The 13,473-nt window shown below is 71.2% G+C and carries 14 protein-coding genes; 11 read left to right on the top strand and 3 right to left on the bottom strand.

The window, feature by feature from the left end:
* Positions 1-4: 4 nt before the first annotated feature.
* Entirely contained in the window at positions 5-2,137 is a 2,133-nt protein-coding gene (locus ASF37_RS05880; protein WP_082506423.1) for an NADPH-dependent 2,4-dienoyl-CoA reductase, read from the bottom strand.
* Positions 2,138-2,146: 9 nt separating this feature from the next.
* Here ASF37_RS05880 and ASF37_RS05875 point away from each other — a divergent pair, with 9 nt between their 5' ends.
* On the top strand, positions 2,147-2,398 hold the full coding sequence (locus ASF37_RS05875) for an SCO4848 family membrane protein (RefSeq protein ID WP_055962249.1): 252 nt from the start codon (positions 2,147-2,149) through the stop codon (positions 2,396-2,398).
* On the opposite strand, the gene ASF37_RS05870 is transcribed toward ASF37_RS05875, so the two are convergent.
* The gene (locus ASF37_RS05870; RefSeq protein WP_055966061.1) at positions 2,346-2,891 is read right to left on the bottom strand and encodes a PadR family transcriptional regulator; all 546 of its coding nucleotides are present in this window, start codon (positions 2,889-2,891) and stop codon (positions 2,346-2,348) included. The genes ASF37_RS05875 and ASF37_RS05870 overlap by 53 nt on opposite strands.
* A gap of 59 nt (positions 2,892-2,950) precedes the next feature.
* Here ASF37_RS05870 and ASF37_RS05865 point away from each other — a divergent pair, with 59 nt between their 5' ends.
* From ASF37_RS05865 to ASF37_RS05845, 5 genes are read left to right on the top strand one after another with little or no spacing between them, the layout of a single operon-like run.
* Positions 2,951-3,235, top strand: coding sequence for a YciI family protein (locus ASF37_RS05865; protein ID WP_055962246.1), 285 nt, complete (start codon positions 2,951-2,953; stop codon positions 3,233-3,235).
* A 27-nt stretch (positions 3,236-3,262) separates the two neighbouring features.
* Positions 3,263-4,147 (top strand): ABC transporter substrate-binding protein, encoded by an 885-nt coding sequence (locus tag ASF37_RS05860; protein WP_056579469.1) that lies wholly within the window; start codon positions 3,263-3,265, stop codon positions 4,145-4,147.
* A complete protein-coding gene (locus ASF37_RS05855) occupies positions 4,102-4,989 on the top strand; it encodes an amino acid ABC transporter permease (protein ID WP_235499958.1) in 888 nt (295 codons plus the stop codon). The genes ASF37_RS05860 and ASF37_RS05855 overlap by 46 nt, the downstream gene beginning before the upstream one ends.
* A complete protein-coding gene (locus ASF37_RS05850) occupies positions 4,989-5,729 on the top strand; it encodes an amino acid ABC transporter ATP-binding protein (RefSeq protein ID WP_055962240.1) in 741 nt (246 codons plus the stop codon). The genes ASF37_RS05855 and ASF37_RS05850 overlap by 1 nt, the downstream gene beginning before the upstream one ends.
* A gap of 14 nt (positions 5,730-5,743) precedes the next feature.
* On the top strand, positions 5,744-6,754 hold the full coding sequence (locus tag ASF37_RS05845; RefSeq protein ID WP_056556987.1) for an alpha-hydroxy acid oxidase: 1,011 nt from the start codon (positions 5,744-5,746) through the stop codon (positions 6,752-6,754).
* On the opposite strand, the gene ASF37_RS05840 is transcribed toward ASF37_RS05845, so the two are convergent.
* Positions 6,744-7,796 (bottom strand): ABC transporter ATP-binding protein, encoded by a 1,053-nt coding sequence (locus tag ASF37_RS05840; RefSeq protein ID WP_056579467.1) that lies wholly within the window; start codon positions 7,794-7,796, stop codon positions 6,744-6,746. The two genes, ASF37_RS05845 and ASF37_RS05840, sit on opposite strands and share 11 nt — an antisense overlap.
* 171 nt (positions 7,797-7,967) lie before the next feature.
* On the opposite strand from ASF37_RS05840, the gene ASF37_RS05835 reads away from it, so the two are divergent.
* Genes ASF37_RS05835 through ASF37_RS05815 form a run of 5 tightly spaced genes read left to right on the top strand, consistent with a single transcriptional unit; the run spans position 7,968 to position 13,470 of the window.
* A complete protein-coding gene (locus ASF37_RS05835) occupies positions 7,968-9,230 on the top strand; it encodes an ABC transporter substrate-binding protein (RefSeq protein ID WP_235493082.1) in 1,263 nt (420 codons plus the stop codon).
* The gene (locus ASF37_RS05830; protein WP_200914473.1) at positions 9,227-10,183 is read left to right on the top strand and encodes a carbohydrate ABC transporter permease; all 957 of its coding nucleotides are present in this window, start codon (positions 9,227-9,229) and stop codon (positions 10,181-10,183) included. Before ASF37_RS05835 ends, ASF37_RS05830 begins: the two co-directional genes overlap by 4 nt.
* Positions 10,180-11,004, top strand: coding sequence for a carbohydrate ABC transporter permease (locus ASF37_RS05825; RefSeq protein WP_082480638.1), 825 nt, complete (start codon positions 10,180-10,182; stop codon positions 11,002-11,004). The genes ASF37_RS05830 and ASF37_RS05825 overlap by 4 nt, the downstream gene beginning before the upstream one ends.
* Complete coding sequence (locus ASF37_RS05820; protein ID WP_056579466.1) at positions 11,001-12,431, top strand: GH1 family beta-glucosidase; 1,431 nt, start codon at positions 11,001-11,003, stop codon at positions 12,429-12,431. Before ASF37_RS05825 ends, ASF37_RS05820 begins: the two co-directional genes overlap by 4 nt.
* Positions 12,432-12,441: 10 nt before the next feature.
* Positions 12,442-13,470 (top strand): LacI family DNA-binding transcriptional regulator, encoded by a 1,029-nt coding sequence (locus ASF37_RS05815; RefSeq protein ID WP_235493084.1) that lies wholly within the window; start codon positions 12,442-12,444, stop codon positions 13,468-13,470.
* Positions 13,471-13,473 lie beyond the last annotated feature (3 nt).

The following is a 13,473-nucleotide window of genomic DNA, read 5'->3' as shown; positions in this document are numbered from 1 at the left end:
TGGTTCAGATGCGCGCAGCGAGCTCGGTCGCCTGCTTGATGGCGCGCTTGGCGTCCAGCTCGGCGGCGACGTCGGCGCCGCCGATCACGTGCGTGGTCACGCCGGCGGCCTCGAGCGGCTCGACGAGGTCGCGCACGGACTCCTGACCGGTGCACACCACGATGGTGTCCACCCGGAGCAAGAGCGCCTCCCCGGTCTCGTCCTTCTCGTCACGACGGACGGTCACGTGCAGGCCGTCGTCGTCGATGCGGTCGTAGGTGACGCCACCCACGAACTCGACCCCGGAGTCCTTCAGGGTCTGGCGGTGCACCCAGCCGGTGGTCTTGGCCAGGCCCTTGCCGTGCGCGGAGTGCTTGCGCTGCAGCAGGTACACCTGCCGGCGCGGCGGCGCCTGCACCTTGGTCGTGAGTCCGCCGCGCTCCAGGGCGGGGTCGGTCACGCCCCAGCGCTGCATCCAGTGCTCGAGCGACTCGTGCACGTCGTGCAGCAGGAACTCCGACACGTCGAAGCCGATGCCGCCGGCGCCGAGCACGGCCACCGTGTCGCCGACGGGTGCACCGTTCACGACCTCGTCGTAGCGCAGGACGCTCGGGTGCTCGATCCCCGGGATCGTGGGTATCCGAGGCTCGACGCCCGTGGCGAGGACGACCTCGTCGAACGCTCTGCCCTCCTCCGCCCGTGGCCCGGAACCCCCGCCGGTCAGGTCGTCCAGGTCGGCCCGACGCCCGAGGTGCACGGTCACGCCGCGGACCTCGAGCATGCGCGTGTAGTAGCGGAGGGTCTCGACGAACTCCTCCTTGCCGGGGATGCGCGCGGCGAGCTTGAACTGCCCGCCGATCGTCGCGTCGGACTCGAACAGCTCCACGGCGTGGCCGCGACCCGCCAGCTCGACGGCGGCGGCGAGCCCGGCCGGACCCGCACCGACGACGGCCACGCGCTTGGCCGCGCGCGTGGGCAGCAGCACCAGCTCGGTCTCGTGCCCGGCCCGCGGGTTGAGCATGCAGGTGGCGCGCTGGTTCTTGAACGTGTGGTCCAGGCAGGCCTGGTTGCAGGCGATGCAGGTGATGATCTCGTCGCTGCGGCGCTCGGCGGCCTTCGCCACGAAGTCGGGGTCGGCGAGCAGCGGACGGGCCATGGAGACCAGGTCGGCCTGGCCGGACGCGAGCACCTGCTCGGCGACCTCGGGGGTGTTGATGCGGTTCGAGGCGACGACCGGCACGGCGGCGCCGTTCTCGGCCAGGGCCTCGCGCAGCCGCCCGGTGAGCGGCGCGAAGGCCGCGCGCGGCACCGACGTGACGATGGTGGGCACGCGGGCCTCGTGCCAGCCGATGCCGGTGTTGATGATCGAGACGCCGGCCTCCTGGACCTTGAGCGCCAGCTCGACCGTCTCGTCCCACGACTGGGCGTCGTCGACGAGGTCCAGCAGGCTCTGGCGGTACATGATGATGAAGTCGTCGCCGGCCAGCTCGCGGGTGCGCCGCACGATCTCGACGGGGAACCGCATGCGCTTCTCGGCCGTGCCGCCCCACGCGTCGTCGCGGGTGTTCGTGCGGGCGGTGATCATCTGGTTGATCAGGTAGCCCTCGGAGCCCATGATCTCGACGCCGTCGTACCCACCGCGCTGGGCCAGCGCCGCCGCCTTGGCGAAGTCGTTGGCGGTGCGGTCGATCTCCTTGGCCGAGAACGCACGCGGCCGGAAGGGGCTGATGGGCGACTTGCGACGCGACGCGCTCTTGACCAGCGGGTGGTAGCCGTAACGACCGGCGTGCAGGATCTGCATCGCGATCTTGCCGTCGTGCTCGTGCACGGCGTCGGTGACCACGCGGTGGGCGTCGGCGAACGAGCCGTTGTTCATGGTGCCGCCGAACGGCAGCAGCCAGCCCGTGCGGTTGGGCGAGAAGCCGCCCGTGACCGACAGCGCCACGCCACCCTTCGCGCGCTCGGCGAAGTAGGCGGCGAGCTTCGGCAGGTCCTTGCGCCGGTCCTCGAGCTTGCTGTGGATCGAGCCCATGATCACGCGGTTGCGCAGCGTCGTGTGGCCCAGGTCGAGCGGGCTCAGCAGGTGCGGGTAGTCCTGGTGGTCGGGCTGGGTGAACGGGCTGGGCTGCGACGACGGGGGCTGGGTCGGGGTGCTCATACTGGTCCTGTGATCTCGAGAGTCTCGGCGTGGGTGCTCGTGGTGGCAGGCGTCTTCAACGTGGTCATCTGGCCGCGGTTCGCGAAGGCGATCGTCGACGACGAGCGCGCGTGGGCCGGCGAGGCCTGGAGCAGTGCGCCCACCGCGTTCTTCTGGGTGCACGCGGTGCTCATCGGCACGGCCGTGACCCTCGGACTCTGCGTGCTCGTCATCGGGGTGCGGGCCCTTCGAGCCGGGCGAGGATCTCGTCGCACCAGCTGATCGCGGTCTGCTCGCCGAGGATCCCGCCGCGCAGCACGAGCCACGGGCCGACGTCGGCGGCGTCGAGGGCGTCGGGGTCGGGGTAGAAGCGCTCGGCGCTGGCCTCGTAGTAGCTGAGCTTCTCGGCGTGCTCGGCACGCTTGCGGTGCACGTCGGCCAGGATCGCGTCGCGGTCGCCGTGCTCGAGGGCACGCAGCTTGACCGCGAAGGCCGACCGCAGCGGCTCCATGGTCGACGGCTCGGTGGTGAACCGGACCAGCTCCGCACGGCCGGCGTCGGTGATGGCGTAGACCTTCTTGTCGGGCCGTCCGTCCTGGGCCACGACCTGCGACGTCACGAGGTCGTCGGCGTCCATGCGGCCCAGCACCTTGTAGATCTGCTGGTGGCTGGCCTTCCAGAAGTTGCCGATCGAGGCGTCGAAGCGGCGCGCCAGCTCGTAGCCCGTGGCGGAGCGTTCCGCGAGGGACACGAGGATCGCGTGCTCGAGCGCCATGGTCCGAGAGTACATATGCAACCAGTTGCACAGCAACAGTGACGCCTAGAGTGACGTGCATGTCGATCTTCGCCGTGACCTACACCTACGGAGCGCCCGAGGAGCAGCTCGCGACGCTGCGCACCGAGCACCGCGACTACCTCGCGAACCTGCCCGAGCTGCTGATCAGCGGCCCGGCGTCCGACAGTCGCGAGGCGGTGCTGGTGTTCCGCGCCGACTCGCGCGAGCAGGTCGAGGCCCTCGTGGCCGCCGACCCCTTCGTGGCTGCGGGATTCGTCGGTGAGCACGTGGTGCGCGACTGGAAGCCGATCCTCGGCTCACTGGCCGGGCACTTCACGGCCTGACGACGGGCGCGCCGTACGATTTCGCCCATGCGCCTGACCCCCCTCCCCATGGTTGCTGCTGCCGCTGCTGCAGCCACGCTCGCCCTCGCCACCGCCTGTGCCCCCGCCGACGAGTCGGACTCCTCCGACGACTCCGCCGGCGCCGTCTCGCTGGACCAGTGCCAGGGCGACGACCTCGACCTGCACGAGGCCGGAACCCTGACGATCGCCACCGACACCCCCGCGTACGAGCCGTGGTTCACCGACGACGACCCGACGAACGGCAAGGGGTACGAGGGCGCCGTCGCCCGCGCGGTCGCCCAGAAGCTGGGCTTCGGGCCCGACGAGATCACGTGGATCACGCAGGGCTTCAACGAGGCGGTCAAGCCGGGCGACAAGGCGTTCGACTTCGACGTCAACCAGTTCTCGATCACGAAGGAGCGCGAGAAGGTCGTCGACTTCTCCAGCCCGTACTACAAGGCCCAGCAGGGCGTGATCACCCTCGAGGACTCCGAGTACGCCGACGTCACGAGCCTGGCGGACCTGAAGGACGCCAAGGTCGGTGCCCAGGTCGGCACCACGTCGCTCGAGGCCACCGAGCAGCTCGGCCTCTCGTCGGACCCGCTCGTCTACGACGACACCTCCAAGGCCGCGCAGGCGCTGCAGAACGGCCAGGTCGACGCGATCATCGCCGACGTCCCCACCGCGTTCTACCTCGTGTCCGCCGAGCTCGACGGTGCGACGCTCGTCGGCCAGTTCGAGCCGCGCACGGGTGAGTCCGAGGAGTTCGGCCTGCTGCTCGACAAGGACTCGCCGCTGACCCCGTGCGTGAGCGCCGCGGTCGACGCGCTCGCCGACGACGGCACCCTCGAGAAGCTGCAGACGCAGTGGCTGTCGACCGAGGTCGACGTGCCCGAGCTGAGCCAGTCCTGACCACCCACCACCAGCCCAGCGAGCGCCAGCAGGCCCGGGAGCGGTACCGCCGCTCCCGGGCGCTGCGTCGCGGGGGCGTCGCGGCGGGGTCCACCCTCGTGGTCCTCGCCGTGGTGGTCCTCGTCGTGCTGAACGCCCCCGGCTGGGAGCGGGTGCAGCGCACCTTCTTCGACTGGCAGGACGCGAAGGACTCCGCCGGACCGATCGCCGAGGCCTTCTGGCTCAACGTGCGGCTGTTCCTCGTGTGCGAGGTGCTGATCCTCGTCGTCGCCCTCGTGGTCGCGGTGGTGCGCGTGGTCCCGTCGCCGGCCATGGCCCCGCTGCGGCTCATCGCCACGGTGTACACCGACGTCTTCCGCGGCACGCCGACTCTGCTGGTGGTGCTGCTCGTGGGCTTCGGCGTCCCGGCGCTCAACCTGACGGGACTGCCGACCAGCCTGTTCTGGCTCGGCGTCGTCGCGCTCACGCTCAGCTACGGCGCCTACGTGGCCGAGGTGATCCGCGCCGGCATCCTGTCGGTCCACCCGACGCAGTGGGCGAGCGGCCGCGCCCTCGGGCTGTCCTACGGGCGCACGCTCCGTCATGTCGTGCTGCCGCAGGCCCTGCGCCGCCAGGTGCCGCCGCTGCTCAACGACTTCGTGTCGCTGCAGAAGGACACCGCCCTGCTGTCGACCATCGGCCTGGTCGAGGCGCTGCGGCAGGCCAACATCATCTCGAACCGCGACTTCGTGTTCACGCCGCTCGTGGTCTCCGCCGTGCTGTTCATCGCGGCGACCATCGTCATCGCGCGGGTCGCCGACTGGCTGTCGATCCGCAGCATGCGCAGGGAGGCGGGTGCCTGATGCTGAGGATCGAGCAGCTGCGCAAGTCGTTCGGCTCCACCGAGGTGCTGAGGGGCATCGACCTCGTGGTCGAGCCCGGGCAGGTCGTCTGCCTCATCGGTGCGTCCGGCAGCGGGAAGTCGACGTTGCTGCGGTGCATCGACCTGCTGGAGACCGTCGACGACGGGACCGTCTGGCTGGCCGACGACGCGGGGTCCGAGCAGGACATCACCGATCCCCGCGTCGACATCGACGCGATCCGACGCCGCATCGGCATCGTCTTCCAGGCCTACAACCTCTTCCCGCACCTCAGCGTGCTGCAGAACCTCGTGCTCGCGCCGACGAAGGCGGCGGGCGTGTCGAGGGCCGACGCCCGGACGCGGGCCCTCGCGCTGCTCGACCGGGTCGGCCTGGCCGACAAGGCGTCGGCGTACCCGGACTCCTTGTCCGGTGGTCAGCAGCAGCGAGTCGCGCTGGCCCGCGCCCTGGCGATGGATCCCGAGGTGCTGCTGCTCGACGAGATCACGTCGGCGCTCGACCCCCTGCTGGTCGGTGAGGTCCTCGACGTCGTCCGCGGCCTGCGGGCCGACGGCATCGCCGTGGTCATGGCCACGCACGAGATGTCGTTCGCACGCGAGGCGAGCGACGTCGTGGCCTTCCTGGCCGACGGCGAGATCGTCGAGATCGGTCCGCCGGAACAGCTGTTCGAGGCCCCGCAGGACCCGCGCACCGCGGCGTTCCTCGCGCGGTTCCGCGCGTGACCTAGCCTCGAGCCATGGACCTCGAGGACCTGCTCGGCGCGGGCGCGCACGGCTACTTCGCGGGCGGTGCGGGGGACGAGATCACGCTGCGTGCCAACGAGACCAGCTGGAGCGACGTGCGGCTCGCGCCGCGGGTGCTCGTCGACGTCGGTGAGCGGGACCTGTCGGTCGACCTGCTGGGCCGACGTCGCTCGCACCCGGTGGTGGTGGCGCCGATGGCCTACCAGCGGCACGCCCACGAGGACGCCGAGCGCGGCACGGCCCGGGCCGCGGCCGCCACCGGCTCCACGTTCGTGCTGTCGTCGCAGACCACCACGTCGCCGGCCGACGTCGCGCGGGTGGCGGGCCCGGACCGTTGGTTCCAGCTCTACGTGTTCAAGGACCGGCAGGTCTCGCTCGACCTGGTGGCCGAGGCGAAGGAGTCCGGCTACGAGGCGCTCGTGCTCACGGTCGACTTCCCCGTGGCGGGGTGGCGCGAGCGCGACAGGCGCACGGGGTTCAGCGTCACGCACCCGATCGCGCTCAACCCCGGCGGTGCTCCGCTCACCACCGAGCAGATCTTCGCCATGCACGACCCCACGCTCACCTGGGACGACGTGCACACCTTCGCCGAGGCCGCCGGGATGCCGCTGCTGCTGAAGGGGATCCTGCGCCCGGACGACGCCGCTCGGGCGGTCGACGTGGGGGCGGCGGGTGTGATCGTGTCCAACCACGGAGGACGCCAGCTCGACACCGTGCTGACCGGGGCCGAGGCGCTGCCCCCGGTCGTCGAGACCGTCGACGGTCGGGCCGCGGTGCTCGTCGACGGAGGCATCCGGCGGGGCTGGGACGTGGCCAAGGCGTTGTGCCTCGGTGCCGACGCCGCGCTGGTCGGACGACCCGTGCTCTGGGGCCTGGCGCGCGACGGTGCCGCCGGGGCGCAGGCGGTGCTGGAACAGCTGGTGGCCGAGCTCGACTCGACGCTGGCCCTGCTGGGCTGCCCGCGTGCGGAGGACCTCGACGCGTCGTTCCTCGTCAGGCGCTGAGCCGCTCGCCCGACGCGGTGTCGAACACGTGCACCGCCGCGGGGTCCGCGACGAGGGTGACCTTCTCGCCGGGCGCGATCCCGGCACGACCGTCGATCCGGGCCACGACGCGCTGACCGCCGGCGGGCGGACGGCCGTACAGGTAGGCCTCGGACCCCAGCTCCTCGACGAGGTCGACCACGACGTCGAGACCGGTCTCCTCCGGCCCGGCGAGCCGCAGCGCCTGGGGCCGGAGCCCGAGGGTCACGCCGTCGGCACCCGCGCGGGCGACCGCCGCGCGATCGAGGGGCAGGTCGAGGACGTCGGGCGGGAGCAGGTTCATCGACGGCGACCCGATGAAGCCGGCGACGAACAGGTTCGCCGGCCGGTCGAACAGCGCGAGCGGGGTGTCGACCTGCTGCAGCACGCCGTCGTTCAGCACGGCGACCCGGTCGCCCATGGTCATCGCCTCGACCTGGTCGTGGGTGACGTAGACGGTCGTGGTGCCGAGGCGACGCTGCAGGGCCGAGATCTGGGTCCGGGTCGAGACCCGCAGCTTGGCGTCGAGGTTCGAGAGCGGCTCGTCCATGCAGAACACCTGCGGCTGCCGCACGATCGCCCGGCCCATCGCGACCCTCTGGCGCTGGCCGCCGGAGAGGGCCTTGGGCTTGCGGTCGAGGACCTTCGTCAGGTCCAGCATGGTGGCGGCCTCGGCCACCCGTGCGGCGCGCTCGCTCTTGGGGACGCCGGCGACCTTGAGGGCGAACGCCATGTTCTCGCCCACGCTCAGGTGGGGGTACAGGGCGTAGGTCTGGAAGACCATGGCGATGTCGCGGTCCTTCGGCGCCACGTGGGTCACGTCCCTGTCGCCGATCCAGATGCTGCCGCCGCTGATCTCCTCGAGCCCGGCCAGCATCCGCAGCGACGTGGACTTCCCGCAGCCCGACGGACCGACGAGCACGAGCAGCTCGCCGTCGTCGACCGTGAGGTCGAGGTCGGCCACGGCCGGGCGCTCGGCACCCGGATACGTGTGTCTGGCCTGGACGTACCGCACCTGTGTCATGGCTCACAGTGGATCACATCGCGGGCCGAAGTGGAAGCGCTTCCATCTATTTTGTGGTGAGCGTTGACAAATCCCCATGGAGCGCGGCACAGTGACGGCCATCACATCATGGAAGCGCTCTCACCCCGCCGGGCGAGGGGTGTTTCCCCACCCCGCCCCCAGGAGACCATCGTGCGCAAGACCACCCACCGACTCGCCCTCGGGCTGGCCACGGCCGCCCTCGGCCTGACCGCCGCCTGCGGTGGTGGCGGCGGCGACGACGACGCCACCGGCACCATCGAGCTCACCACGTTCGGGGAGTTCGGCTACGACGACCTCGTGAAGCAGTGGAACGAGGACAACCCCGACACCCCGGTCAAGCAGACCAAGGTCTCCAAGTGGGACGACTGGAAGAACGAGCTCAACACCATGCTCCAGGCCGGCACCGGCCTGCCCGACGTCGTGGCGGTCGAGGGCGACTTCATGCCCGCGATCGTCGCCGCGCCCGATCGCTGGGTCGACCTCGCCAGCGACGACGTGAAGGGCCGCTGGCTCGACTTCAAGGAGAAGGAGGCCACCACCGCCGACGGCGCCCTCCTGGGCTACGCGACCGACGCCGGGCCCGAGGCCATCTGCTACCGCGCCGACCTGTTCGAGAAGGCCGGCCTGCCGAGCGACCGCGAGGAGGTGGCCGCCCTGATGTCCACCTGGGACGACTACTTCGCCCTCGGCGAGAAGTTCACGAAGGCCAGCCCCGACGTCGCCTGGTACGACGCCTCCGGCTCGATCGCCCAGGCCATGCTCAACCAGGTCGAGTTCCCGTTCGAGCAGGAGGACGGCACGGTCGACGTCGACAACGCCGAGCTCAAGGAGGTCTGGGAGACCGTCACGAGCCGCTCCGACTCCCTCTCGACGCAGACGGCGCAGTGGAGCGACGACTGGAACGCCGGCTTCGCGCGCGACGGCTTCGCGACGATCCCGTGCCCGGGCTGGATGCGCAACCCCATCAAGGACAACACCGGCGACCCCGCCCCCGACGGCGTCGTGTGGGACATCGCCGACGTCTTCCCCGGCGGTGGCGGCAACTGGGGCGGCTCCTACCTCGCGGTCCCGCAGACGTCGAAGAAGCAGGACGCGGCCCGCGAGTTCGCCGCCTGGATCACGGCGCCGGAGCAGCAGCTGACGATCTTCGAGACCCTCGGCAACTTCCCGTCGCAGGTGGAGGCGCTCGAGAGCCCCGACCTGCTGTCGGTGACCGACGAGTACTTCAACGACGCGCCGGTCGGTGAGATCTTCTCCTCGCGCGCCGACGCGATCGACGTGCAGCCGTTCCACGGGCCGCTCTACTCCGACATCCTGACCAAGTTCCAGGACGCCATCAACCGGGTCGACCAGGGCACCGACCCCGACGAGTCGTGGGCCTCGTTCGTCTCGGAGGTGAAGGCGCTCCAGTGACCACGACCCTCGAGCGCCCGGTGGAGGAGCGACGTCTCCTCCGCCGGGCGCGGCGGTCCCAGTGGGACGTGCGCCTGGCGCCGTACCTCTACGTCTCGCCCTTCTTCGTCCTGTTCGGGCTCGTCGGCCTCTTCCCCCTCGTCTACACCGGCTTCCTCGCCGTGCACGACTGGGACCGGCTCGCGTACTCGCGCGGTGAGTTCGTCGGCCTCGACAACTTCCGGTTCGTCCTCGCCGACCCGGTGTTCCGCAAGTCCATGGTCAACACCTTCAGCATCTTCGTGCTGTCGACGATCCCGCAGGTCGTCATCGCGGTGCTGGTGGCCGCCCTGCTGAGCACCCGGCTGCGGGCGAGCGGGCTGTGGCGCATGAGCGTGCTGCTGCCCTTCGTGGTGGCCCCGACCGCGGCGGTCCTGATCTTCGGCAGCCTGTTCGCCGACCGCTACGGCCTCGTGAACGCCGCCCTCACCGAGCTGGGCCTCGAGCCGATCCGCTGGCACGTCGAGCGGCTGTGGAGCCACGTGGCCATCGCCGGCATGGTCAACTGGCGCTGGACCGGGTACAACGCGCTCATCTTCCTGGCCGCCATGCAGGCCATCCCGCGCGACCTCTACGAGGCGGCCGCACTCGACGGCGCCGGTCGGGTCCGCCAGTTCTTCTCCGTCACGCTTCCGCTGCTGCGCCCGACGATGATCTTCGTCATCGTCACCAGCACGATCGGCGGGCTGCAGATCTTCACCGAGCCGCGGCTCTTCGACGACACCCCGGCCCGCGAGGGCGGCCCGAGCCAGCAGTACATGACGACGACGCTCTACGTGTACGCCCGCGGGATCGAGGACCAGTTCTACGGACGTGCCTCCGCGGCCGCCTGGGTGCTGTTCCTCGTGATCGTCGCGATCGCGCTGGTCAACTTCCTCGTCGTCCGAGCAGCCACCCGAAGGAGCGAGCGATGAGCAGGCGTCCGGGCTTCGTCACCTACGGCCTGCTGGCCGCGTTCGTCATCGGCTCCGCCCTGCCGCTCTACTGGTCCGTCGTCATCGGCTCCCACACGCGGGAGCGCGCCACCTCGTTCCCGCCGCCCCTGCTGCCCGGCGGGCACTTCCTCGAGAACGCCGCACGCGTGCTCGACACCGTCGAGTTCTGGCAGGCCATGGTGAACAGCCTCGTCGTGTCCACGGCGTGCGCGACGTCCGTGGTGTTCTTCTCCACGCTCGCCGGCTACGCCTTCGCCAAGCTGCGGTTCCGCGGCAGCAACGCGCTCATGGGCTTCGTGGTGCTGACGATGGCCGTGCCGACGCAGCTGGCCATGGTGCCGCTGTTCATCCTGATGCGCGACTACGCGCTGCTCGACACGCTCGTCGCGGTGGCGCTGCCCACCTTGGTGACGGCCTTCGGCGTGTTCTTCATGCGTCAGTACCTCGTGGACGCCGTGCCCGACGAGCTGCTCGAGGCCGCCCGCATGGACGGCTGCTCGATGCTGCGCACCTTCTGGACGGTGGCGGTCCCGGCGGGGCGGCCCGCGATGGCGATCCTGTTCGTCTTCACGTTCATGACGGTCTGGACCGACTACCTGTGGCCGCTCGTCGCGCTGCAGCGCACCGAGACCCTGCAGCTGGCGCTCGACCGGCTGGCCCTGACCGGGCAGGGGCAGTCGACCGACTACGCCCTGGTGCTCGCGGGGTCGGCCATGTCGACGGTGCCCCTCCTGATCCTGTTCGTCCTCGCCGGCCGACAGCTCGTCGCCGGCATCATGCAAGGAGCCGTCAAGGGATGACCGAGACATCTTTCCCCTCCAGCTTCCTCTGGGGCGCGGCCACCGCCGCCTTCCAGATCGAGGGAGCCCACGACCAGGACGGCCGGACCCCGTCGATCTGGGACACGTTCGCGCGGGTCCCGGGAGCCGTGCTCGACGGCGACACCGGTGACGTCGCGTGCGACCACTACCACCGGGTCGAGGAGGACGTCGACATCATGGCGTCGCTCAACCTCGACGCCTATCGCTTCTCCACGTCGTGGGCACGCGTCCGGCCCGACGGCGGGGAGCCGAACCAGCGCGGTGTCGACTTCTACGCCCGGCTCGTGGACACGCTGCTCGACCGGGGCATCACCCCGTGGGTGACGCTCTACCACTGGGACCTGCCGCAGGTGCTCGAGGACGCCGGCGGCTGGACGAACCGCGACACCGTGCACCGGTTCGCCGAGTACGCCCTCACGCTGCACGACGCCCTCGGCGACCGCGTGCCCTACTGGACCACGCTGAACGAGCCGTGGTGCTCGGCCTTCCTCGGCTACACCGGCGGCCAGCACGCGCCCGGACGACAGGAGGGCGTGGCGGGCCTCGTGGCCGCGCACCACCTGATGCTCGGCCACGGCCTGGTCGTCGACGAGCTGCGCCGCCGCGGGGTCGACGGGCGCGAGGGCGGGCAGGTGGGCATCACGCTCAACCTCACCGTGCCGGAGCCCTTCGACCCGACCGAGCCGGCCGACGTGGCCGCGTCGCACCGGGTCGAGCACCTGTTCAACCGGGTGTTCCTCGACCCGATCCTGCGCGGGTCCTACGCCGAGGAGATCCACCAGCTCACCGACGGGCTGTGCTGGCGCGGTCACCCGTGGCAGTCGGCGATCCGTGACGGCGACCTCGCGCTCATCGGTGCACCGATCGACGTGCTCGGCGTGAACTACTACCACGGCGACGCGGCCTCCGGCCGTCCTCACCGCGACGCCGACCTCCTCGGCTCCCGCATCCGGCACCCCTCCCGGGAGACCACGTCGCCCTATCCCGGCGGCGAGGCGATCACCTTCCCGCGGCGGGGACTGCCCGTGACCGGTCTGGACTGGGAGGTCCAGCCCGAGGGACTCACCGACCTGCTCGTCGCGCTGAACGACGACTACGACCTGCCGGCCGTGTACGTGACCGAGAACGGCGCCGCCTACCCCGACGTCGTGGCCGACGACGGCACGGTCGACGACCCCGAGCGCCTGGCGTTCGTCGCCGGACACCTGCGGGCGGTCCACGCGGCGATCGAGAAGGGGGTCGACGTGCGCGGCTACTTCGTGTGGTCGCTGCTCGACAACTTCGAGTGGGCCTACGGCTACGACCAGCGGTTCGGCATCGTCCGCGTCGACTACGAGACCCAGCAGCGCACGCCCAAGTCGAGCGCTCTCTGGTACTCCCGCGTGGCGGCGCAGGGGATCCTCTAACGTGCGACGGGTGAGCGAGGACCTGACGGCACCCGGTGGTGCCCCGACGCTCGACGAGGTCGCCCGGCTCGCGGGCGTCTCGCGCGCCACCGCGTCGCGCGCCATCAACGGCGGTCATCGGGTGTCGCCACGGGCGCTGACCGCCGTCGAGGAGGCGGTCCGCACCCTGGGCTACCGGCCCAACCCGGCCGCGCGCAGCCTCGTGACGCGTCGCACGGACTCGGTCGCGCTCGTGGTGCCGGAGCCCGACGAGCGCGTGTTCGCGGACCCGTTCTTCGGCCACACGCTGCGCAGCGTGAACCGCGTGCTCGACGAGCGCGACCTGCAGCTCGTGCTGCTGCTCGCCCGCCCCGGCGAGGAGGGCCGCCTCCTGCGGTACCTGAGCCGACGCAACATCGACGGCGCCCTCGTCGTCTCGCACCACCGGCACGACCGGCTGGCCGAGCACCTCAGCGGCCTCGGCCTCCCGGCGGTCTTCGTGGGCCGGCCCTGGGCCGCGGTGCAGACCCTGTCGTGGGTCGACACCGACAACGTCGCGGGTGGACGGCTCGCGGCGCAGCGACTGCTCGACGGCGGTCGGCGCCGGCTCGCGACGATCGCCGGACCGGCGGACATGGCCGCGGGCGCCGACCGACTTGCCGGGTGGTGCGAGGTCGTGGAGGGCGCCGGTCTGTCGGCCTCGGCCGTGCGGCGCGGCGACTTCACCGAGTCCGGGGGTCTTGCCGCGGGTCGCGCGCTGCTCGCCGAGCACCCCGACCTCGACGGCCTGTTCGCCGCCTCGGACCTGATGGCGGCGGGCGCCCTGCGCGCCCTCGCCGAGGCGGGTCGCAGCGTCCCCGGCGACGTCGCCGTGGTCGGCTACGACGACCTCGAGGTGGCCGAGCGGACCTCGCCGACCCTCACCACGGTGCGCAACCCGGTCGGCGAGATGGTGGAACGGGCCACCCGGCTGCTGCTCGACCAGCTCGCCGACGTCGGGGAGCGCGAGGCCGAGCAGGTCGTCTTCCCTCCCGCGTTGGTCTCCCGCGACAGCGCCTGAGCC

This window comes from Aeromicrobium sp. Leaf289, assembly GCF_001423335.1.
In the GTDB taxonomy this organism is placed as follows: domain Bacteria; phylum Actinomycetota; class Actinomycetes; order Propionibacteriales; family Nocardioidaceae; genus Aeromicrobium.
This window is presented reverse-complemented; position numbering and strand designations above follow the sequence as displayed.